General features: G+C 38.0%; 22 protein-coding genes. All 22 read right to left on the bottom strand.

Features of this window, described 5'->3' with window-relative positions:
- Positions 1 to 16: 16 nt before the first annotated feature.
- The 22 genes from J4O15_RS12520 to J4O15_RS12625 all read right to left on the bottom strand — a co-directional run bounded on the left by J4O15_RS12520 (position 17) and on the right by J4O15_RS12625 (position 23085).
- Positions 17 to 859: a MurR/RpiR family transcriptional regulator gene (locus J4O15_RS12520; protein WP_208101000.1), complete on the bottom strand. Its 843-nt coding sequence runs from the start codon at positions 857 to 859 to the stop codon at positions 17 to 19.
- Positions 860 to 902: 43 nt separating this feature from the next.
- Positions 903 to 1253 (bottom strand): PTS lactose/cellobiose transporter subunit IIA, encoded by a 351-nt coding sequence (locus J4O15_RS12525; protein ID WP_208101001.1) that lies wholly within the window; start codon positions 1251 to 1253, stop codon positions 903 to 905.
- Between the two features lie 202 nt (positions 1254 to 1455).
- Complete coding sequence (locus J4O15_RS12530) at positions 1456 to 2052, bottom strand: GNAT family N-acetyltransferase (protein ID WP_330638817.1); 597 nt, start codon at positions 2050 to 2052, stop codon at positions 1456 to 1458.
- Entirely contained in the window at positions 2039 to 2728 is a 690-nt protein-coding gene (locus tag J4O15_RS12535; protein ID WP_009218953.1) for a potassium channel family protein, read from the bottom strand. The genes J4O15_RS12530 and J4O15_RS12535 overlap by 14 nt, the downstream gene beginning before the upstream one ends.
- A gap of 19 nt (positions 2729 to 2747) precedes the next feature.
- On the bottom strand, positions 2748 to 4088 hold the full coding sequence (locus J4O15_RS12540; RefSeq protein WP_009218954.1) for a TrkH family potassium uptake protein: 1341 nt from the start codon (positions 4086 to 4088) through the stop codon (positions 2748 to 2750).
- Between the two features lie 59 nt (positions 4089 to 4147).
- Complete coding sequence (locus tag J4O15_RS12545) at positions 4148 to 5563, bottom strand: oxaloacetate decarboxylase subunit alpha (protein ID WP_208101002.1); 1416 nt, start codon at positions 5561 to 5563, stop codon at positions 4148 to 4150.
- A gap of 9 nt (positions 5564 to 5572) precedes the next feature.
- On the bottom strand, positions 5573 to 6724 hold the full coding sequence (locus tag J4O15_RS12550; protein ID WP_009218956.1) for a sodium ion-translocating decarboxylase subunit beta: 1152 nt from the start codon (positions 6722 to 6724) through the stop codon (positions 5573 to 5575).
- An 18-nt stretch (positions 6725 to 6742) separates the two neighbouring features.
- The gene (locus J4O15_RS12555) at positions 6743 to 7108 is read right to left on the bottom strand and encodes a biotin/lipoyl-containing protein (RefSeq protein WP_208101003.1); all 366 of its coding nucleotides are present in this window, start codon (positions 7106 to 7108) and stop codon (positions 6743 to 6745) included.
- Positions 7109 to 7119: 11 nt separating this feature from the next.
- Complete coding sequence (locus J4O15_RS12560; RefSeq protein ID WP_208101004.1) at positions 7120 to 7833, bottom strand: OadG family protein; 714 nt, start codon at positions 7831 to 7833, stop codon at positions 7120 to 7122.
- Positions 7834 to 7842: 9 nt separating this feature from the next.
- Positions 7843 to 9294, bottom strand: coding sequence for an acyl-CoA carboxylase subunit beta (locus tag J4O15_RS12565; protein WP_208101005.1), 1452 nt, complete (start codon positions 9292 to 9294; stop codon positions 7843 to 7845).
- Between the two features lie 226 nt (positions 9295 to 9520).
- Positions 9521 to 10342 (bottom strand): purine-nucleoside phosphorylase, encoded by an 822-nt coding sequence (locus J4O15_RS12570; RefSeq protein ID WP_208101006.1) that lies wholly within the window; start codon positions 10340 to 10342, stop codon positions 9521 to 9523.
- 21 nt (positions 10343 to 10363) lie between these two features.
- A complete protein-coding gene (locus tag J4O15_RS12575; protein WP_009218961.1) occupies positions 10364 to 11551 on the bottom strand; it encodes a phosphopentomutase in 1188 nt (395 codons plus the stop codon).
- A gap of 43 nt (positions 11552 to 11594) precedes the next feature.
- Positions 11595 to 12563, bottom strand: a complete 969-nt coding sequence (add, locus tag J4O15_RS12580; protein WP_208101007.1) for an adenosine deaminase — start codon at positions 12561 to 12563, stop codon at positions 11595 to 11597.
- A 13-nt stretch (positions 12564 to 12576) separates the two neighbouring features.
- Complete coding sequence (gene deoC / locus J4O15_RS12585; RefSeq protein ID WP_208101008.1) at positions 12577 to 13233, bottom strand: deoxyribose-phosphate aldolase; 657 nt, start codon at positions 13231 to 13233, stop codon at positions 12577 to 12579.
- A gap of 7 nt (positions 13234 to 13240) precedes the next feature.
- The gene (locus tag J4O15_RS12590) at positions 13241 to 14176 is read right to left on the bottom strand and encodes an ABC transporter permease (RefSeq protein WP_009218964.1); all 936 of its coding nucleotides are present in this window, start codon (positions 14174 to 14176) and stop codon (positions 13241 to 13243) included.
- Entirely contained in the window at positions 14176 to 15243 is a 1068-nt protein-coding gene (locus J4O15_RS12595) for an ABC transporter permease (protein ID WP_208101009.1), read from the bottom strand. The genes J4O15_RS12590 and J4O15_RS12595 overlap by 1 nt, the downstream gene beginning before the upstream one ends.
- Positions 15236 to 16753 carry an ABC transporter ATP-binding protein gene (locus tag J4O15_RS12600; RefSeq protein ID WP_208101010.1) on the bottom strand — a complete coding sequence of 506 codons (1518 nt, stop codon included), beginning with the start codon at positions 16751 to 16753 and terminating at the stop codon, positions 15236 to 15238. The genes J4O15_RS12595 and J4O15_RS12600 overlap by 8 nt, the downstream gene beginning before the upstream one ends.
- 42 nt (positions 16754 to 16795) lie before the next feature.
- Positions 16796 to 17668: a YjjW family glycine radical enzyme activase gene (locus J4O15_RS12605; RefSeq protein WP_243762064.1), complete on the bottom strand. Its 873-nt coding sequence runs from the start codon at positions 17666 to 17668 to the stop codon at positions 16796 to 16798.
- Positions 17638 to 19182, bottom strand: a complete 1545-nt coding sequence (locus J4O15_RS12610; protein ID WP_208101011.1) for a YjjI family glycine radical enzyme — start codon at positions 19180 to 19182, stop codon at positions 17638 to 17640. Before J4O15_RS12610 ends, J4O15_RS12605 begins: the two co-directional genes overlap by 31 nt.
- Before the next feature lie 102 nt (positions 19183 to 19284).
- Complete coding sequence (locus tag J4O15_RS12615) at positions 19285 to 20385, bottom strand: BMP family lipoprotein (RefSeq protein WP_208101012.1); 1101 nt, start codon at positions 20383 to 20385, stop codon at positions 19285 to 19287.
- 88 nt (positions 20386 to 20473) lie between these two features.
- A complete protein-coding gene (udp, locus tag J4O15_RS12620; protein WP_208101013.1) occupies positions 20474 to 21259 on the bottom strand; it encodes a uridine phosphorylase in 786 nt (261 codons plus the stop codon).
- Positions 21260 to 21465: 206 nt separating this feature from the next.
- Positions 21466 to 23085, bottom strand: coding sequence for a C40 family peptidase (locus tag J4O15_RS12625; RefSeq protein WP_009218971.1), 1620 nt, complete (start codon positions 23083 to 23085; stop codon positions 21466 to 21468).
- Positions 23086 to 23088: the final 3 nt, after the last annotated feature.

A 23088-nucleotide genomic window follows, 5' to 3' on the forward strand; every position in this document is an offset into this window, starting at 1 on the left:
ACTTCCTTTTATAAAATCAATCTCTAAGTTTCTTAATCAAATCTCTTGTGGATTCAATATCCTGCAATACATCCGGATAATGTCTATGTGTTATAGCCAGATAAATCATATCAAGAAGTGTAAGTGTGGTATTACGACTTGAAATAGCTCCAAGTCTGAGTTCCCTCTCATCCTGAGGTACACGAAGTGTTATATCACAGATATTTGAAAGTTCATTTTTACCGTAACAACAAATACCTACAGTCTTTGCACCGGCTTTTTTTGCAATCTCGGCAACAAGTACCGTTTCTCTTGTATTACCGCTATAGCTTATACATACGCAGGTGTCCTCTTTTTTTATAAAGTTCAAGTTTACAAGCTGTAGATGAATATCATTGTTAAATACAACATCCTTTCCGATTCTTGAAAGCTTGTAATTGATATCATAACAAACTATACCGCTGGCACCTACGCCGAATAAATATATCTTTCTCGCACTGTCTATGGCATCTATTGCTTGTTTCATCAAATCCATATCCATCAGTGCATACAACTTTTCAATACTGTTTACAATATTTCTTTTATTTTTTTCAATAATTTCTTCAAGCCCGTCTTTTTGATGAATGATTTCATCACAAATATACTTCCTGTCCGAATCTATATCCGCCGCCAATGCCAGTTTCAGCTGTTGAATCCCCTCAAACTTCATTGTTTTTACAAATCTGATAACCGTAGCCGGAGAAGTATTTGTTATAAGAGCAATGGATTGTGTACTTTCATTTATAGCCTCTTTATAATTGGTTATAAAATAGTCCGCCACTCTTTGCTCTGACTTTGTCAGCTTTGAATATTCCTCCTTGATTCGCAATACTATATCCAAGGTGTACCTCCAAAATTTATGGAAAATCCCCATATCCGAATATTTATATTTTCTTTTTTATTTCCTCTATCTCAGTCTTTAAATCATCAATTGTTTTATAAAGTAAAATCATCTCCTCAGCCAACTCAAGTGCTACATTAGCCATTGTCAAATGATCCTGTGAATGAACAAGGATTATATTTACAGGAACCGAATCTCCACCTGCTTCCTGTGAAATCATATCAGTTTGAAGTTCATGCGCTTTTAAAAGTCCTTTATTTGCCTCTTTTAATTTCTCCTGTGCAGATTCAAAATCTCCCTTTTTGGCATCACAGATTGCATCCATTGAATAGCCCTTGCTGTCTCCTGCTGTAGCAATTATTTCAAATGAAACCTGATAATCTTCTTCTCTCATAAAAACTCCTGTCAGTTCATAAAATAAAATATTATTTCATAAAATATTTTATTTTTCGGAATATTATTTCTAAATTTATTTAATCATATTCACATATTTTTGTCAATGAAAATTAATGTTTTACATAATAGAATTAAAAAAATTGCCATTTGAACTTTTAATAAAAATATAAAGTCCAAACGGCAAGAAAACTGTACAACCTCTAATCTCCAATATAAAATCTGTCTTTATCTATATCTTTAAAGCTTATAAACTTATGGATTTCTTTATGTTCCCCTATTATCTTCTCCATCCATACCATATGATACCATCTGCCGAATTTATGTCCGCAGTTTTCAAACTTTCCAACCATTCTATAACCCATATGTTCATGAAACTCCACACTGTTATTATTTAAATACTCATCCTCAACATCCACATATCCTATACATGAATACAGATTTGTTATATTCTGTGCCTTCGCTATATCTTCCAAAACTGAATATAATTTTTTGCCTATTCCCATTTTCTTTTTTACCGGATTTAAATATATAGTAGTCTCTGCACTTAACTCATATGCCTTTCTTCCCACAAAAGGATGAAGATATGCATATCCGAGAAGCTCATCATTATCACAGGCAACAATATATGGATAGCTTTTTAATATTTCTTCTATTCTGATTTTAAACTCTTCCACACTTGGAACCTCCGTTTCAAATGATATTGCAGTTTCCTCCACATAATATGCATATATATCAAGAAGATTTTTGGCATCCTCCGGTCTTACAGTTCTTATAGACATATTATTAGTCTTCATCATCTTCCTCTCCTGTTGTAAAATTGCTGGCATCAAAATTCAGAAACTTTTCCAGATATTTATTTGCCCCATAAACCAGTATATCCTGATCCTTTTCAAACTTTATCTGTGGAGTAATAGTCATATACCAATTATCACCTTTTTTTATTGCCATAATATTAACTTTATATTTTTTCCTTATATCAAGCTCCAATACGGTTTTCTCTTCCCAGTTTTTAGGCACCTTGCATTCAAATATAGAATTTTCACCGGGTAACTCTATATAATTTGAAATATTATTTGAACTGAACCTTATTGCAGTCCATTCAGCCAGCTGCCTTTCAGGATAAACCACATCATTTGCGCCGTTTCTAAGTAAAAACTTTGCTTGTGTATCTCTGGATGCTCTGGATACCACATATTTTGCTCCACACTCGCTAAGCAGTGAAGTTGTTTCAAGTGAAGTTTGAAAATCATCACCTATTGTCACAAAGCAAGTGTCGAAATTGCTAACTCCGATTGATTTTATAAATTCACTCTTTGTGCTGTCACCAATCATTGAATTTAAAGTATATGGTAATACCTGCTCTATACAGTCTTCATTTCTGTCAACAGCCATTACATCATATCCCAGTTCAAATAATTTTTTACATAAATGACGCCCGAAACGTCCTACTCCTATTACCAAAAAACTCTTCATAATTCACCTCATATCAAATTTATCCGACTGCTACCTGATCCTTTGGATATCTTGCATTTCCGTTATTCTTTGGAGTAACTGCTGCAAAAATAAGCGTTATACCGCCTACTCTTCCGATATACATCATGCAAATCAACAATACCTTTGAAATAATTCCAAGATGTGGAGTGATACCCATAGTCAATCCGACTGTTGCGACTGCGGATGCACACTCAAACATTGTGTCTTTTAATGAAAATCCTTCTATCCCGCTTATAATCATTGATCCGGCTACAAATAAGACAACATCCATGACAAAAACCGCAACGGCATTTTTTATTATATCCGGCTCAATTCTTTTCTTAAATACCGCCACTTCTTTATCCTGTTTTAAAACGGAACACATTGTAGCAACTAAGATAAATATTGTACTCATCTTGATACCGCCGGCAGTTGAACCTGAGCCACCACCTATCAACATCAATATAATAGTAATTGCTATACCATTGTCACTAAACTTCGTGTAATCAGTTGTATTAAATCCCGCCGTTCTTGGTGTGACCGCCTGAAATAAACTTGAAAGTATTCTTGTTTTAATATCCAAGCCGCTAAACTCTGTAAAGAAAAATAAAACAGACGGAAATATCACTAAAACTACACTCATAGCCAATATTATCTTTGTTTGAGTGGAATATCTTTTTATACCAAACTTGTAATTTAGTATATCCTTCCATATTAGAAATCCCAAACCGCCTATAAGTATCAACAACATTATACTCATATTTATCATTATATCCGATTGGTATTTTGTCAAAGATGAAAATTTACTCACATCTCCCATTAGATCAAATCCTGCATTACAAAATGCAGATATGGAATGAAATATTGAATAGTAGATTCCCTTTGTTACACCAAAATCTTTCATAAAACTTGGAAACATAAGAATTGCACCGATCATTTCTATAATGACAGTTCCCTTAAATATAAAACTTGTAAGTTTTACAATACCTCCTATTTGTGGTGCCGACAGGGCACTTTGTAATGTTGCTCTGTCTCTGAGACCGATTTTTTTACCTGCTACTTGAGTGAATACAGTTATCATGGTAACCACTCCGAGTCCGCCACATTGTATCATAGCTATTATTATAATTTTCCCAAATACTGACCAGTGTGTAGCTGTATCATACACTATAAGTCCGGTAACACAGCTTGCACTGGTGGCGGTAAATAAGGCATCTATAAATGGTGTAAATTCCCTGCTTCTTGATGAAATAGGCAAACTGAGAATACTTGCCCCTACAAAAATCATAATTATAAATCCAAACAAAATAATTCTGGCACTGCTAAACTGATTTAAAACTTTTCTCTTTATTTCTCTCATTTTCTCTTACATAAAAATCCCCTACATTAAGTAAGGGATTTTTTGAATACATACTTTATTTATACAGGATAAGCTCCTGCATTTTTATCCGCCTTAGTCATATCAACCTTGGTCTTTTGTGCAGCTCTGTACTCAAAGAACTCCTCTGCAACCTTTGGGAAAAGTGCATAGGTAAGCACATCCTCATCCTGTTCCTTCCATTTTGCAACCTGCTTTTCAAACTCAGGAAGCTGTGGCGGAATAAGGTCTGCCGGTCTACAGGTAATAGGCTTTTCATCACCTATTATCTTCTTTTGTACTTCCTTATTGAAAGGCTTGATGGTCTGTCCGAATTCTCCAAGCATTATCTTCTTTGATTCCTTTGGAACCAGCTTATATCTCTCACCTGAAAGAACATTCATAACAGCCTGTGTACCAACTATCTGTGATGAAGGTGTAACAAGAGGCGGCTCTCCGAAGTCTTTTCTTACTCTTGGAATCTCCTCCAAAACCTCTCTGTACTTATCCTCTTTGCCGGCTTCTTTAAGCTGATTGATAAGATTTGAAAGCATACCTCCCGGAACCTGATATTTTAAAGTATTTATATTTACACCGAGAACCTTCGGATTTAAGAGTCCGCTCTTTAAGAAACCTTCTCTGATAGGCTGGAAATAATCAGCTATCTCAGATAATAAATTGATATCAAGACCTGTATCATAAGGTGTTCCTCTAAATGTCTCAACCATTACTTCCGTTGCAGGTTGTGAAGTTCCGAGTGCAAGAGGTGAAATAGCTGTATCAATAATATCACAGCCCGACTCTACAGCCTTTAAAAGTGTCATAGATGCCACACCGGCTGTATAATGTGTATGGAGCTCTATAGGTAACTTTGTAGATGCCTTAAGACTTCCTATAAGTTCCTCAGCAGCATACGGTGTCAAAAGTCCTGCCATATCCTTTACACAAAGTGAGTCCGCACCCATGTCCTCAATTCTTTTTGCTATATCTTTCCAGTAATCAAGTGTATAAGCATCGCCCAAGGTATAGCAAAGTGCTATTTGAACTTCGGCATTTTTTTCTTTATTTGCCGCATTTACAGCTGTCTTTAAGTTTCTGATATCATTTAATGCATCAAAAATACGAATAATATCAATACCGTTTGCCACTGATTTTTGAACAAAATATTCTACAACATCATCTGCATAATGATTATAACCTAATATATTCTGTCCTCTAAAAAGCATTTGAAGCTTTGTATTCTTAAAACCGTCCTTAAACTTCCTTAGTCTTTCCCATGGATCTTCATGTAAGAATCTAAGCGATGCATCAAATGTAGCACCTCCCCAACATTCCACAGCTCTATAACCCACTTTATCCATTTTATCTATGATAGGAAGCATCTGTTCTGTAGTCATTCTTGTTGCTACTAAAGACTGATGTGCATCACGAAGCACAGTCTCAACTATTTGAACAGGCTTTTTCTTAATATCTGCCATAATCCCTCCTTATACTATTCCGAATATTGCCATAAATGTTCCGGCAGCTACAGCTGTACCAATAACACCTGCCACATTAGGTCCCATGGCATGCATCAATAGGAAGTTTGTAGGATCATACTCCGCACCGACCTTTTGTGAAACTCTGGCTGCCATCGGCACCGCAGAAACTCCTGCCGAACCGATAAGCGGATTTACTTTACCGCCCGTAACCTTGCACATTATCTTACCGAATATTACACCTGCCCATGTGCCGAAGGCAAAAGCTATAAGACCGAGTGCAACAATCTTTAAAGTTGTAACTTTAAGGAATGCTTCCGCACTTGTAGTTGCACCGACACTGGTTCCAAGCAAGATAACAACAATATACATCATTGCATTTGCAGCAGTTTCTGTAAGCTGCTTTACAACACCGCTCTCTTTAAAGAGGTTTCCAAGCATCAGCATACCCACTAACGGAGCTGTTGTAGGAAGTATAAGACATACCACTACTGTAACTATTATAGGGAAAAGAATCTTCTCAAGCTGTGATACAGGACGAAGCTGCTCCATCTTTATCCTCTTTTCCTCATCTGTTGTAAAGAATTTCATAATAGGCGGCTGTATAATAGGAACCAAAGCCATATATGAATATGCCGCTACCGCTATAGGTCCAAGGTATTCGGTCTGTCCAAGTTTTCCCGCAAGGAATATTGAAGTAGGACCGTCAGCACCTCCTATAATTGATATAGCCGCTGCCGCCTTATCATTAAAGCCCATAAGGATTGCTATAAAATAAGCCGCATAGATTCCAAACTGTGCCGCTGCACCAAGCAGGAATGATTTAGGGTTTGCAATAAGCGGGCCGAAATCCGTCTGTGCTCCTACACCCATGAATATAAGTGATGGCAATATACTCCATTCATCCAATACATAGAAATAGTGAAGCAAACCTCCTACACCATTTGCAGAATTCTCAGGTCTAAGCATTATATCAGGATAGATATTTACAAGTAACATACCAAAGGCGATAGGTACCAGCAAAAGCGGTTCAAATCCTTTTTTTATTGCCAGATAAAGAAATATAAAGGCAACAAAAATCATTACCAGATTACCGAAGGTAAGATTTAAAAATGCGGTCTGAGCAATCAAATTGGATAATGTATTTAATATATAATCCATTTTTTCTCCCTCCGGATATTAGTTGATTGTTACAAGAGTTTGATTAGTTTCAACACTGTCTCCAACATTTACATTTATACTTGCAATTGTACCGTCTTCTGTGGCAACTATATCATTTTCCATCTTCATTGCCTCAAGTACAGCCACTACCTCTCCCTTTTTAACGGCTTGATTAGGACTTACCTTGATACCGAGAATTTTTCCGCTCATCGGTGCAACCACCTTTACTCTGCCCTCGCCTCCCGCTGCCACAGGCGCTGTAGGTTTAGAGACAGGTGCTGCAGGTGTTGCAACTACCGCAGCTGCAGGAGTAGAAACTCCTCCTTTTTCCTCCACAGAAACCTCATATGATTTACCATTTACCGTAATAGTATAATTTTTCATTTTACCCTCCATTATCTTTTAACTCTCTTTATTGAACGAACAATTAAGTTTGATGCATCTGTATTACTAAACTCCGCTATAGCTGCTGTAATAACAGCCACCAGCTCCAAATCATCTTCGAGATTCTCCGGCTCGCTAACTGTATTATTTTCTTTAGTTTCAATTACCGGTGTTTGCTTAACCTTTATTTTATTTTCAAATATACTTATATATTTAAACAAGCTTATCAAAAATGATATAAAAATCAGTATTATAAACACTGTTCCCATTCCAAGAACGGTATTTAATGCGGCTTTGCCCATTTTTTCAGCCAAAGAATATTTAGGTGTAAAAGACAATATAACCATTTCTTTAGCGTCTTCTTTTAATCCTAATGTCATCTCTCCATTGCCTAGCTCTGCAGAGTAAGCCGCCTTAACAACATAATTACCATCTGAATATGATACTTTTATGTCCTTAATATTTAACAAACCTCCCAGCTGCTCTCTTGTTTCTATAAAGTTCCTATATCCTTCGGCATAAACAGCTTGACCGTTTTGATCAAATGCTGCGATTTCATTGTACAATTCACTATCGCTTTTGCTATAAAGCCCCATAATAAATTTCTTGGATTCTGAGGTCAAGTTAGTTGAAATATCTTCCGGAACCTTTTTTCCACAGGCACAAAGTGCCATAATAACGACTATAAGCAGACTGAAAATTAAATACTTTATTCTATTTTTCATGATCCACCTCTAAATTGATCCATGTTTTTTATATGGATTTTCTTCTTTCTTTGTAAAAAGCATCTCAAAGGCAGCCAATAATCTTTTTCTTGTGTCAGCTACTGTGATAATATCATCCACATATCCTCTTCTTGCGGCATATATCACTGAATTTTGTAAATTCTCATACTCTCTTGTCTTCTCCTCAAGAGTAGCCTTTATATCATCACTTGAATCAATTTCTTTAGAGTATATTATTTTTACGGCTTCACTTGCATTCATCATGCCGACTTTTGCACTTTCCCATGCAAACACTATATCAGCACCTGTTGATTTTGAATTCATTGAAAGTGCCGCACTGCCCAAAGCATCTCCAACTATGAGGCTTACCTTTGGAACTGTTGCATTTGCAAATGCGTATGTAAGCTTTGCTCCGTTTTTGGGCATCCTTCTTTCACTGCATTTTGTAGCTCTATATCCCTTTACATCCACAATTGTTAAAACAGGGATATTGAATGCATCACAAAATACAACAAACTCTGCCGCCTTGTCACTTCCCTGATGAGATAATACATTCTCAAACTCCTGTACAATCTCTCCATTTTCATCATATAAAAGACTTCTGTTGGCTATAGCTCCTACAGTATTACCGTTCAATCTGATAAATCCTGTAAACATCTCCCTTGCGAAGTCTTTTTTTACTTCAAGTACATATCCGCTGTCGGAAATTGTAGCAAGAGCAAGTGCAGGATCCTTTATTCTTCCGTCAAGTTCGGCTGTAGTTCTGTTTAAATCATCATTGCATTCAATATATGACATATCATCTTCATTATTTGCAGGAAGTAAAGAAATAAGCTCTCTTACACCTGTAATAATCTCTGATTCAGTTCCTATAAAATCAGCCAATCCTGTCTCCTCAGCCTGGAATTTGGCAGAGGAATAATCATTTTTATCCTGCGAATTTCCTGCAATGGCATTAGGTGAATTCACAAATACTTTTGCACTGTCCTTCTCCATAAACACAAAATCACTAAGTCCGTTGCTTATTGCCATTCCACCTCCGCTAAGTCCGAACACCGCCTGTATCTGCGGTATCACACCACTCGCTTTGGTCTGTGCCAAATATATTTTTCCAAAGGCATCCAATGCATCAAAAGACTCTTCAAGTCTCAAACCGGCACAGTCGATAAGACCTATAACAGGTGCACCCATTTTCATTGCCATATCATATAATGCAACGATTTTTTTAGCATGCATCTCTCCTATAGATCCGCCAAGTACTGAAGGGTCTTGACTATATACATATACCAGACTGTCATTAATCGTACCATAACCTGTTAATACACCGTCTTTTGGAGTATCCTTGCCCGATAGATTAAAATCTGTGTTTCTTGAACTTATATATGAGCCAATCTCCACAAAACTTCCGGTATCTAGCAAATCTTCAATTCGTTTCATAGCAGAAACTCCTATTTGAGCCATATACAAACCTCCGTATAATTAATAAGATTCGATAATCAAAGTAAATTTTGACCATCCAGGCACCATATTTAAGTACACAATATAGTGCCACCAATATTGTTAAATACAAAACAATCTTAAGCTATTTTATAATGAATTTAATAAAAAAACAAGGGTTTAAATCTGAAAATTATATTCACTTACGTAGAATTATATTATTAAAAAGGAGGCAAAAGCCCCCTCATTATTATATATTCTTTATAATACTCTTTACCAATCCCTCAAATATATGAGAAACCTTATTTGCCGCCTCTGAAACCTCTTCATGACTGAGCGGACGGTCAAGTATCCCTGCAGCCATATTTGTAAAGCATGAAATACCGCAGATTTCAACTCCCATATGATTGGCGGCTACAGCCTCTATCGCTGTGGACATACCCACCGCATCCGCACCGAGCAGTCTTGCAAGCTTCACCTCGGCAGGTGTTTCATAAGCAGGGCCGCTAAACTGCATATATACACCCTCTCTTAAAGTAACTCCTGCTTCATCAGCCGACTTTCTTACCACATCTTGAAGTCTTTTTGAATATACATTGCTCATATCAGGGAATCTTGTCCCGAATTCACTTATATTTTCACCTATAAGCGGCGAAGGTACTATGGTGGATATATGATCGGTAATGAGCATTAAATCACCGGGTTTATATGAGGTATTTACAGCTCCTGCCGCATTGGTAAGTATAAGTTTTTTTGCTCCGAGCATTATCATAAGTCTTGTAGGAAGTACAACATCCGTAACATGGTATCCTTCATAGTAGTGAACTCTTCCCTTCATTATAACGGTTTTTACACCCTCAACAGTGCCGAATAAAAACTTTCCGTCATGTCCTGCTACAGTTGATACGGGGAAACCCTCGATATTTGAATAAGGTATCTCACATTCCACTTCCATATGCTTTGCAAACTCACCAAGTCCTGAGCCAAGTACCAAAGCGACCTCAGGGGTGAAATCCGTAACAGTCCTTATGTAATCATAACTTTTTTTTACCTTTTCATAAATCGGATTCATATAAACTCCTTTTAAAAACTCCTAGATGCTGCTTAAAATACTGTAACCTATAGTATTTTCAGGCATCTTTAAACCAAAGTTATCTACTATACTTGCACCTATTACTGCAAAAGTATCGGTTGTATCAAGTAATTTTCCGCCATCAAATTTCTTTGAATATGACATAAAGAAAACAGCTTCTCTGGTATGATCCGTTCCCGTATGAGTAGGATCATTTCCATGGTCTGCGGTGAGTATAATTAAATCATCCTCATTCATCTTTTCCATAAACTCACCCAGCTTTATATCAAATTTCTCTATTTCCTTTGCATAGCCTATAGGATCTCTTCTATGTCCCCAAAGTGCATCAAAATCCACAAGATTTGTAAAACAAAGACCTGTAAAATCTTCATTTAACATATCAATAGTCTGTTCCATGCCATGTACGCTGGAATCTGAATGATATGCCTTTGTTATTCCTTCTCCGACAAATATATCATTTATCTTTCCGATAGAAATAACATCAAACCCATTATCTTTTAATACATTGAGAGCTGTTTTTCCAAATGGCTTAAGTGCATAATCATGTCTGTTGGAAGTTCTTTTAAACTCACCCTTTTTCTTACCTACATAAGGTCTTGCAATAACTCTTCCGACCTTCCACTCATCCTTCATTGTAAGCTCTCTTGCTATTTCACAACATCTGTACAGATTTTGCAAATCAAAGGTCTCTTCATTTCCGCAAATTTGCAATACAGAATCGGCAGAAGTATATACAATCATTGCCCCTGTATTTATTTCCTCTTCGGCAAGCTCTTCAAGTATCTCGGTTCCCGATGCGGACTTATTTCCTATTACCTTTTTGCCGCATCTTTTTTCCAGTTCATCAATAAGCTCCTTTGGAAAACCTGTATCAGTAAATGTTTGGAAAGGTTTGTCAATTCTAAGCCCCATCATCTCCCAATGACCGGTCATAGTATCCTTACCGTTACTCATCTCTTCCATTTTGCAAAATCTTCCAAGCGGTTTATCAACTCCGCTTTCCCCGTCTACAGGATGAAGATTGTACATTCCAAGCTTTTTTAAGTTCGGTATATTCAGTTTTCCATAGCTTTTTACTATATTTCCAAAGGTGTCTGTACCGGCATCTCCAAACCTTTCGGCATCAGGCATTGCACCTATACCTAAAGAATCCAATACAACAACAAAAACTCTTTTATATTTTTTCATAAATAAAACCCTTCAACTGATAATACTTAAATCATGAAAAAAATTATAATTCTTTCCAAAGCATATTTTTAATATCATCACTTGCAAAAGATACCTCTATGGCATTTTTGATTCCTTGAAGAATATCTCTGTCATCTATCATTGATTTTTTCTGTAAAAACAATATCTCATTTGTAATGCTTGTATTGCTTACCAGTCTGTTATCCGTATTGATAGTGGCAAGTATTCCTCTCCTTATATAGTCGGCATATGGATAAGTCTGCTCCTTTAAAACCGCCTTGGTCTGATAATTACTTATCGGGCACATCTCAATACCTATACCTTTATCTTTTGCAAGTTTCAAAAGCTCTTCATCATTTCTCATAGCAATACCATGTCCGATTCTTTTTGCACCATAGTCTATGGCACCCTTAATATTTGACTTTGGTCCTGCCTCACCTGCATGAATAGTAAAATTCATACCCAAATCCCTTGCAAATTCGAAAAGTTCCTTAAACTCTCCTATAGGATGATTTGCCTCATCTCCTGCCAAATCAAGTCCTGCAACTCCGCTGCCATAATATTCTCTTGCAATTTTAAACATGGACTTACTATCTTCAATCGGCTGATGTGTCATAGCACAGCAGATTGCATTACCATGTATATTAAAAAGCTCACTTCCTTCTTGGATTCCTGCTATTACAGCTTCAATTACGGCTTTTGTACTCATAGAATTTGAAACGGATAAAAGCGGTGCAAATCTTATTTCTATATATTTTACACCTTCATCTGATGCAGATTTCATAACCTCAACAGTTGCCGCTTTAATGTTTTTTTGAGTATTCATAGCTTCAAGCGGAATATCAAATTTTTTAAGATACTCCACCAGACTGTTGCAGTCCATGCTTACGGAAAGTTCCTCCATGGTAAAGTTCCTTCCCAAAGTTTTCTCCAGGAATACCTTTGACAAAGAACCGTCAAGATGGCAATGCAAATCAAGTTTCGGTAATTTTATAATATCTTCTCTATTCATAAACTATCCAATATTAAACATCATAAAAGGCGGATTCCACTATCTTTATAGTAGCACTGGTTCCAAGTCTGCTTGCACCCGCCTCAACCAAAGCATTTGCAAACTCCTTATCATGGATTCCTCCGCTTGCCTTTACTCCCATATCCTTGCCTACGGTTTCTCTCATAAGCTTAACATCTTCCACCTTTGCCCCTGCAGTAGAAAATCCTGTAGAAGTCTTTACAAAATCGGCATTGGCTTCTTTTGAAAGTTCACATGCCTTCACCTTCTCTTCCTCAGTCAAAAGACAGGTTTCGATTATAACCTTTAGCAAAACATTACCACAGGCTTCTTTTACAGCCTTGATATCTTCCAGTACGACATCATAATCCTTATCCTTTAATGCTCCGATATTTATAACCATATCTATCTCATCGGCACCGTCCAGTACGGCAATCTTTGCCTCCAGTGCCTTTGCTTTTGTAGACATTGCTCCCAGCGGAAAACCGACCACAGTGCATATCTTTACATCACTGCCATGTAAAAGTTCAGCCACATATGGCACATAATAAGAATTTACACATACCGAGCAAAAGCTGTATGCCATTGCCTCTTCGCATACTCTTTTTACATCCTCCTTTGTCGCATCCGCCTTTAATATTGTGTGATCAAATAATTTTGTTGCTAACATACTCCCCCTATCTAGCCTTTAAGAAAGGCTTACCATTTGCGGCAGGCACTCTTGTACTTCCTACAACAAGTACCAGTGCAAGAATTGTTACTACATACGGAATCATTGAAACCAGGTTCGGTGATATAGCATTACCTGCACCCAGAAGTGCTTTTACACCATTACAAAGTCCAAAAAGCAGACATGCCTTAAATGCTCCCTGCGGTTTGAACTTTCCGAAGATTACAGCCGCAATAGCTATAAATCCCTGTCCTACTATTACAGCAGGTCTAAACTGGCTTACTGTAGCCAATGTAACAAATGCTCCTCCAAGTCCTGCAAGGAAACCTGAAAGTATAACACAGATATATCTTGTCAAATAAACATCTACACCAAGTGTGGCACAGGCTTGCGGATGCTCTCCCACAGCCCTTAAATGCATTCCGAACTTTGTTTTATAAAATACAAACCATACTACAAACACCAGAACAAAACTTAAATATGCAACCGAGTATGTGGAAAAAACATTATATCCGAATGAACCGGACTTAAACACTCCTTCAAACATCTTCGGCAGCTTTGCAGCCGTATCAAGTGCCGGTGAGTCTGATGAATTGTCAAATATCGCCTTACAAAGAAAGACCGCAAGTCCCGGTCCTATAAAGTTTATAGCGGTACCCGATATTGTCTGGTCCGCTCCAAACTGTATACAGGCAATTGCATGCACAGCTCCAAGTATTGCACCGCTAAGTCCGCCCGCAAAAAATCCAAGCCAGCCGTTTCCGCTAAAATATGCTACACAGGCACCTATAAAAGCGCCTATTGTCATCATACCCTCAATACCGATATTTACCACTCCGCTTCGCTCTGAAAAACAAGAGCCCAGTGCTGCCAAAAGAAGAGGCGGTGTTGCTATCAATATCGCATTTATAAGAAGACCTGTATTCCTTATTAAAACTTCCATTATACCGCTCCCTTCTTTCCATGATTTATAAATAAATTTCTAAAAAGACTTGATATTGCTATAAACAGTATGATGATACCCATTATAATATCAACAACCTCTGACGGTGCATTTACAAGTGAAAGCTTTCCGCCACCGTATTTCATCGCACCATAAAATATTCCTGCAAAAATGCAGGCAATCGGATTTGATGATGCTATAAGCGCTACCGTAATCCCTTGGAACCCATAGCCCTCCTGACCTGCAAACTGTGGTATTCTTCCGCTCATACCCATAAGATGTATTGCACCGCCTATACCTGCAAGTGCTCCTGAAAATGCCATAGCGGTAAGGAAGGATTTTCCCGTGTCAATACCGGCATATTCCGCCGCACTGTTGCTGAAACCTACGGCTCTTAATTTAAATCCCAATGTAGTTCTGTTTATAATAAACCACACAATTATCGCAAATAATATTGCCAGTATAAATCCCCAGTTGGCTGCGGATGCACCTGTTGCAGCTATAACAGCCTTGGGTGCAAGGATTCTTGCGGTATCGGCAATATCCTTAGTCGCCTCACCTCCGCCTTCCTTATGTATTACTGTAAGATTTACAACAAAATTTGAAAGATAAAAGGCTATCCAGTTAAACATAATATATGACAAAACTTCGTTTACACCTTTTTTAATCTTTAAGATTCCCACTATTGCACCCCAAATACCGCCTGCAAGAGCGGCTCCGATAAAGCATAGGGGTATATGAATGATTGCCGGTGCTTTTACCAATATACCTATTATACAGGCTGTAAGTGTTCCTACAACAAACTGTCCCTCGGCACCGATATTAAAAACTCCGGTTTTAAATGAAAATGCAACACTGAGCCCTGTAAATATAAGAGGTGCGGCATATATCAAGCACCATGCCATAAACTTAGGCTTGCCGAATATTCCGTTAAATAACTGCTTATATGCCACCATCGGATTTATCTTTGCAAAACTTAAAAGTAATGCACCTACAATAAATCCTATTATTATTGAGATAAGAGTATAAAAAGCATTGCTTGAAAGTATACTGTTTTTCTTACTCATCCTTTTTTCCTCCCGCCATCAAAAGTCCAAGTTCCTTCTCATCGGCATACTCTCCCATCACCTCTCCGGTTATTTGTCCGTCGAAGATAACTTCTATTCTGTCGGAAAGATTCATAATCTCATCCAACTCAAAAGATACCAGTAAAACCGCCTTATTTTTATTTCTTTGCTCCACAAGATACTTATGGACAAACTCTATTGCACCTACATCAAGACCTCTTGTAGGATTTACCGCAATCAAAAGATCCGAATCATTTGTGACCTCTCTGGCAATGATTACCTTTTGCTGATTTCCTCCGGATAATGTCTTTGCAGACTTTTTTGCACTGTCCTTAGGTCTTATATCAAACTTTTCTATAAGCTTATTTGCATGAGCTTCTATATTTTTATCATTTAATATTCCGCTCTTTGAGAAAGGTTCTTTTTCAAAATTCTGTAAAATAAGATTTTCAGCCACGGAAAAATCCAGTACAAGACCATGCTTTTGCCTGTCTTCGGGTATGCTTGTAATACCCATATCAAAACTCTGTCTTGGAGTAACATTAAAGGCGTTCTTTCCAAGTATGCTTACACTTCCCGAATCCGCTTTTTTCAGACCTGTGAGTATTTCCACAAGTTCCGACTGTCCGTTTCCGTCAACTCCGGCTATACCTACTATCTCCCCCCTTCTTACAGAGATACTTAAAGACTTTAATATATCCACCTTTCGATAGTCTTTTGCACAGAGATCTTTTACCTCAAGCACAACCTCTCCCGGTTCTCTTTTTTCTTTCTCTACGCTGAATGAAACATCTCTTCCTACCATCATGGATGCAAGCTCACTTTCGCTTGTAACCTTTACATCAACAGTATCTATATACTTACCATGCCTTATAATAGTGCATGAATCCGCACATGCCTTTATCTCCTTGAGCTTATGAGTTATAAGTATTACGGATTTGCCGTCTTTTGTAAGACTTTTTATGATATCCATGAGTTCCACTATCTCTTGTGGAGTCAAAGAGGCTGTAGGCTCATCCAGTATCAGGGTATTTGCACCTCTGTATAATACCTTTATAATTTCAACCCTCTGTTGCATACCTACCGAGATATCTTCTATCTTTGCATCCGGATCCACAGACAGCCCGTATCTTTTTGAAAGTTCCACTATCTTTTCTCTGGACTTTTTAAGATCCAACACAACACCCTTCGTATCCTCCATTCCAAGAACAATATTCTCGGTAACACTAAAGGGAGGGATAAGCATAAAATGCTGATGCACCATACCTATCCCCAGGTCTATCGCTTTTTGCGGAGTACCTATAGTGGTTTCCTTTCCGTCTATAAATATTTTCCCCGATGTGGGATGGTATAAACCATATAAAATATTCATAAGTGTAGATTTTCCGGCACCGTTCTCTCCCAAGATAGCATGAACTTCTCCCTTTCGCACTGTGAGATTGATGCCGTCATTTGCAACAAAGTCGCCAAACTTTTTGACTATGTCCTGCATTTTGACAGCTATATCCATTTTCCCTCCTTTATCATATAAAGCCCGCAGATACCATTCATACTATATGAGCACAATATCATTAAAGCCATTTTTTACCGCTATATCTTTAGCTTCATTCAGCTCTTTTTCATTCGGCATTCTGTAATTCCTATACTCTTTTCTAACTCCGTTTTCTCTGTAGGAAATAAGCTTATATCTTATATTTGACCTCTCAAGATATGGAGACAATATCCTTGAAATATCATCAACCGTCTTTCTAAAGTCAAACAGTTCCGGCACAATAACGGTTCTTATCTCAAATAATTTCCCTCTCTCTGCCAAAAATAATGCGTTTTTTAATACAATATCATTTCCCTTATCGGTGACCTTTATATGTTCATCAAAATCGTATGCCTTTATATCAAGCATAACACCGTCTGTAACTTCTAAAAGTCCTAAATGCTTTTTGAAATCCACACTTCCATTGCTGTCTATCAATGTTCCCAGATTTTTTTCCTTGCACAGGCTAAACACCTCTCTCATAAAATCAGGATACAGCATACACTCCCCACCTGAAAATGTGACTCCCCTTATAAAGGGGAGATTTTCACATATTTTTTCAAATGTTTCCCTTGAAGTGAGTCTGACAATCCTGGGGGTGGCACCATATTTGCAAATATTTATACAATTATCACAGTCTATACATTTTTCAGGATAAAACTCTACTTTACCATTATTATTTTTTAATGCATTTGTCGGGCATCCCGGTACACAGTCCATACAGTTGATACAATGATTTCTTGTTTCCGGATTATGACAATATCTGCAATTAAAATTACAGCCCTGTAAAAATATTGCTGTTCTGTTACCCGGTCCGTCCACACTGCTAAACGGTATTATCTTATTGATATCGGCACAAAACACTAGCGGACTTTCCTCTCCAGTATCTTGCAATTATGCTTTGCACCCATTCCGAGAGCTGTAGTGTCCTGAAGTACACTCTGTCCCTTTTCAAGCTTATTTATCTCTGATTTTTTTACAAGATATCCTGTAATCCTTATCACATCCGAATCCGATGAATAGAATGAAAGATATCTGATATCCTCTTTCATAGCTCCCTTTATGATATCCAATACATATTCATGATTTTTATGTACTGTCAGATCTATAGGGAATATATCTCCTGTTCCTGACGGGAAATACTTGTGGAATTTTTTGCAATGCTTTAAATGTTCAATAAGATTCTCCGGCTCCTCACCTATAGGAATTCTTGTTCCGGGTGATACATTCACATCGGTTGCGATACCGACCTGTGCATGTAAGAGGAAGTGACAGTCTGATACTTCACAGTATTTATTAAAATGATTTTTATTAAAATCATCTATTATATCCATTATTTCCACAGCCAGCTTATCCGCAGCTTCACTATGTCCGTATCTTCCTTCAATGCCCTCTTTTTCAAGTAAAATATTTACAGCCTCGGCAAGTCCCACCATTCCGAACATTGCCGAGAATCTCTCTCTTTTTATAAAGCCTTCCTTTGCAAGAAAATTATTTTCAAAGAATCCGCTCTCTTCCACCTCAAATCTTATTCTTTCATCCATATATCTTGCCATAATATCCATTACATAAGGCAGAGTATTGGTCTTGAAATCTTCTATATTCTTAGCTCTTTTTGCTATATTCTTTATAATCATTCTTGCAAGTGTATATGCTCCTCCACCAAGAGGTAAGCCGTTATAGCAGCTTGCAATAACATATCTTTCACTAAGTTCGCCTGAGAACATCTTATGATTTGCAAATGAAGGTTTTGCACTGTGAAGTGCTGTATTTATTCCCATAAGCGCAAACTCATCACTTGTTATCTCAGGATCATACTTTAGAGTGATATTCGGAACCGCCTGTTCAAGTTCAGCCTCCACTTCAAGTATCAATCTTCCTGCCAAAGTATCCTTCGGTCCGATATTTGCATGTGAAAATGAATCTAAAATAGTTCTGTCCATATTTATAAAGAACAACTTTATCATCTTCTTAGCTAAATCTCTGTCGATATCATGTACAAAGGGTTCAAGCAATTCATCCAGCTGCCCCACATATACAGGGAAATTGGTTACACTGGGTACATGACGATAAAAAATAAAAAGTGAGTTCAAGGCCTCATATAAATCCTTTGGAGGTGCTAATTGAAGAAACTCACTTCCTTCTTTCATAAACTTTTCATAATCAGGTATGATATATCTGGGCCTCATAGGAGCATGTCCCTCAAATAAATCGCATATACACTGACTTTCTATATCCGCATCAAGCAGTTCATCAAGTCCTTTCGGCAATTCAAGTACTTCAAGCAGTGAATCCGCATGATTTGCCATTGTTGCTACTTTTTGCTCATGAGTGAGGCTTGCGGTTTTCACTGTCTCAAGCATTCTCTCTCTTATTTCATTTACCTTTTCTAAGCTAATATCTCTCATATAACTCCATTCTATAAGGGTATACCCTTAAATATAACCACGAAATTCATAGTCATATTTAAGGGGGCAGCAAAAAGCTGCCCTAAAAAATATCAAAAGATATTAGTCTAATTCGTAAATATCACCGTACTTAGCTTCAAAATCAGCTTTGTTATTAGGAACCTTTACTTCTCCTGAAACAATCTTTGCCTTAACTCCCTCAACCTCTTCAAGAAGTTCTTTTGAAAGATTGTCGGTTGTAGGTGCTATATCAACACCTCCGTCCTCTAATGTATAGGTCTTTGCACCTGCCTTATAGTTGCCTTCAAGTACAGCCTTTGCCTCATCATATACGGCATTGTCAACTCTCTTCATAGCTGATGTAAGAATTGTCTTCGGAGCAACCTTTGACTGGTCAGAGTCTACACCGATAGCCCAAATACCTGCCTCTTTTGCGGCATCAATAACTCCAAGTCCTGTACCGCCTGCCGCATGGAAGATAACATCCGCATTATTTGCCACCATGTTGTTTGCCGCTGTCTTTCCTGCACCTGTATCCGCAAAGCTGTTTACATTGTTTTGTAATATTTTTGCGTCCGCATTTGCATCCTTAACTCCTGCAAGATATCCGTATCCGAACTCATTCATTACATCTGTAGCCATTCCTATAACAAAACCTGTAGTATTTGTCTTTGTTGTCTTACCTGCAATATATCCTACAAGATATGATGCCTGTGCCTGCTCAAACATAAGACATGCCACATTATCAAGCTCTATTGAAGCATCATCAACTATAGCAAATTTTTTGTCAGGATTTGCCTCAGCCTGTGTCTTAAGTGCATCTGCCAATTGATATCCTATACAGATGATAAGGTCGTAATCGTCGTCAATCAATGTTTCAATATTTGTAGCATAGTCTGCATCTGTCTTTGACTCAACATATCTTACTTCTATTCCGAGTTCCTTTTGTGCTCTTTGAAGTCCTTCCCATGCCGACTGGTTGAATGAACCGTCATTAACACCGCCTACATCGGTTACCATACCTACTTTAAGACCTGCCGCAGCCTTGCTCTCTCCACCTTCAGAACTTGCCGCCGAGTCTTTACTCTCCTCGGTCTGCTGTGAAGATTCACTCTTTCCTGCATTGCTTGAGCCTGATGAACAAGCTACAAGTGAAATTCCCATAAGTGCCGCCATAGCGATAGCTAATAATCTTTTTTTCATTTTTCCTCCTTAAAAACGAACATAAACATTATGTTTTAATAACATTTTAAGTATATCCTATAAAGCAATTGTAATCAAGTTTTTATATTTATTTGTCCTTTGCTTTCTCTTTTTCAATCAATATCTTAACAGCTTCTACAGCAGTTTTTATAGCACCGCTTGTATCATGCACCTGTTCATTGCTCAAGCCTTTTTTTGCTCTTTCCTGGTTGGCAATTGCTAAAAATATTGAGCCGACTCTTACTCCCAGATAGGAGGCTACCGTAAAAAGTGCAGCCGATTCCATTTCCGAAGCCAATGTACCCAGTCTAAGCCATGCTTCCCATTTATTTTCAAGTTCATAGCTTACAGGCTTGTTTTCAGGCTCATGCTGTCCGTAAAAAGCATCCTTACATTGAACCACACCTATATGTGATCTGAATTTTAAATTATCCGAAGCTTCCTTTAATGCACTTATTATATCAAAATCCGCCACTGCCGGAAATTCAATAGGAGCATACTCTTTGCTTGTGCCCTCCATTCTTATGGCTCCGCTTGCTATTACCAAATCTCCGCCGCAAACATCAAGCTTCATTCCTCCGCATGTTCCCACTCTTATAAATGTATCCGCACCGCATCTTACAAGTTCTTCCAGTGCAATAGCGGATGAAGGACCTCCGATACCTGTTGAAGTTACCGATACCTTCTCACCGTTTAGATATCCTGTATATGTAACAAACTCTCTACTGTCTGCCACAAGCTTTGCATCATCAAAATATGCGGCAATCTTCTCACATCTTTTCGGATCACCCGGAAGTATAACATATTTTCCTACTTCTCCCTTCCCGACTCCGATATGGTACTGTACTCCTGCACCTTCAGTATAATCAATCATATTTTCCTTCCCTTCAAAATACTGGATTTTAATATGATTATATCTGTATATTTACTGTTTTACAATCATATTTCATCCGACAATATTATACTATACTGTCCAAAAACAAGTACTGTTTTACTTCATCATAAATATATAATTATATATCAAGCAAAAATCCGATCAAAAAAGCTGTTGTACCTTCAATAGGCACAACAGCTTTTGTATTAGAATATTCTCCATGCAACTATAAAGTTATTTCTCCACCAGCCTGACATACTGCTTCTTTTTACCCTTCCTCTTGAAGATGAAGCGTCAATTACCTCTCCGCCTCCGGCAGCAATGCCCACATGTCCTGAAACAACTACTATATCTCCTGCCTGTATGTCTGAGAATGAACTGATTCTTGTATATCTTCCCGGATTTCTCCATCCTGAGGATGTCAAATACGACTGTCCTACACCCATCTGCTTTAAAACCCAGTATACAAATCCTGAGCAGTCAAAGGAATTGGAACCCTTTGCTCCCCATACATAAGGGCTTCCTATCTTTGATGATGCTATGCTTATCATACTGCCGACACTTCCCGAGTAAGATCCTCCCGAAGAACCGCCTGATGATCCTCCTGAGGAATCTCCGCCGCCTCCTCTGTTGTTTCTTCCGGTATCATTTCTTGAAGGTCCGTTAACATTTCCTGAATTAAGCTTTGCAAATGTCTGTGCACCTGCTCTACCGTCTGCCGAAAGACCGTTATTGCTCTGGAATCTCTTTAAGGCTGTTTCCGTTATCTCACCGAAGTATCCGGTAGCATTTGAATCATTTAAATATCCTGCCTTTGCCAAAAGACTTTGCAATCTTTCAACCTGCTCATTTTGGTCTCCAAGTCTTAGACCGTTTGCCTTTGCCTCACTTGAGAGTATAACCGCTCTTGTGGACGGTCCCAAATAACCGTCTACGACAAGGTCATTCTTTGACTGGAATACTCTTACAGCAAGCTCAGTATCATTTCCATATGTTCCGTCAGGGCTGGTAGTAAGATATCCAAGCTCTGAAAGTCTGTTCTGTATAGCCTGCACCACTTCACTATGTTCTCCAAGTGAAAGTGTATTTGCCTTTATTTCATCGGAATACAATAAATTCATTGTTTCACTTCCGACTTTACCGTCCTCACTGAGTGAGTTTATCTGCTGAAGCTTTAATGCACCTTCCTGTGTTTTTTCATCATATGTACCTGTTATCAAATCCGCAGATGCCAGATAGCCAAGCTCATACATACGGGTTTGTATTCTCTTTACATCCTCACCGACATCACCCAGCTTTGCCGCATAATGCTTTGCATTTGCATCCATCAAAAGAGGAAGTGTGGATGGACCTATAATACCGTCCTGTGCCAATCCGTTTTGTCTTTGGAAAATCATTACGGCAGATCTTGTAACATTACCGAAATAATTTGTCGGCTCATCATGCTCCATAAATCCAAGTTCCATAAGTCTTTCCTGAACCTTTGCAATATATGAGTGTTGTACACCCTCCTCTAAGAGTTCAGGTCTTGGTGCCTCTGTTTCAATGGCAATATCAAGTGATGGGAATTCATTTCCCTCTTTTTCCATAGGCATTACCTGTGCCGCTTTGACCTGTTCCTGTGTAGTGGTTGTTTCTACAGCTATGGTCGTATTTGAAGCGGCATTTCTTGCATTCCTGCCTATTACCGAAGTACCGATTATAGCCGCCAAAGCTACTACTCCGATTACTCCTCCTGCCATTATTTTTTTACTTTTATCCATATCCTGGATGGTCTCTACTCTATCTTTTACACTTCGTAAAAATTCATTCTTTTTTTTGCTCATCTC

Source organism: Lachnoanaerobaculum sp. Marseille-Q4761, assembly GCF_017565785.1.
In the GTDB taxonomy this organism is placed as follows: Bacteria; Bacillota; Clostridia; order Lachnospirales; family Lachnospiraceae; genus Lachnoanaerobaculum.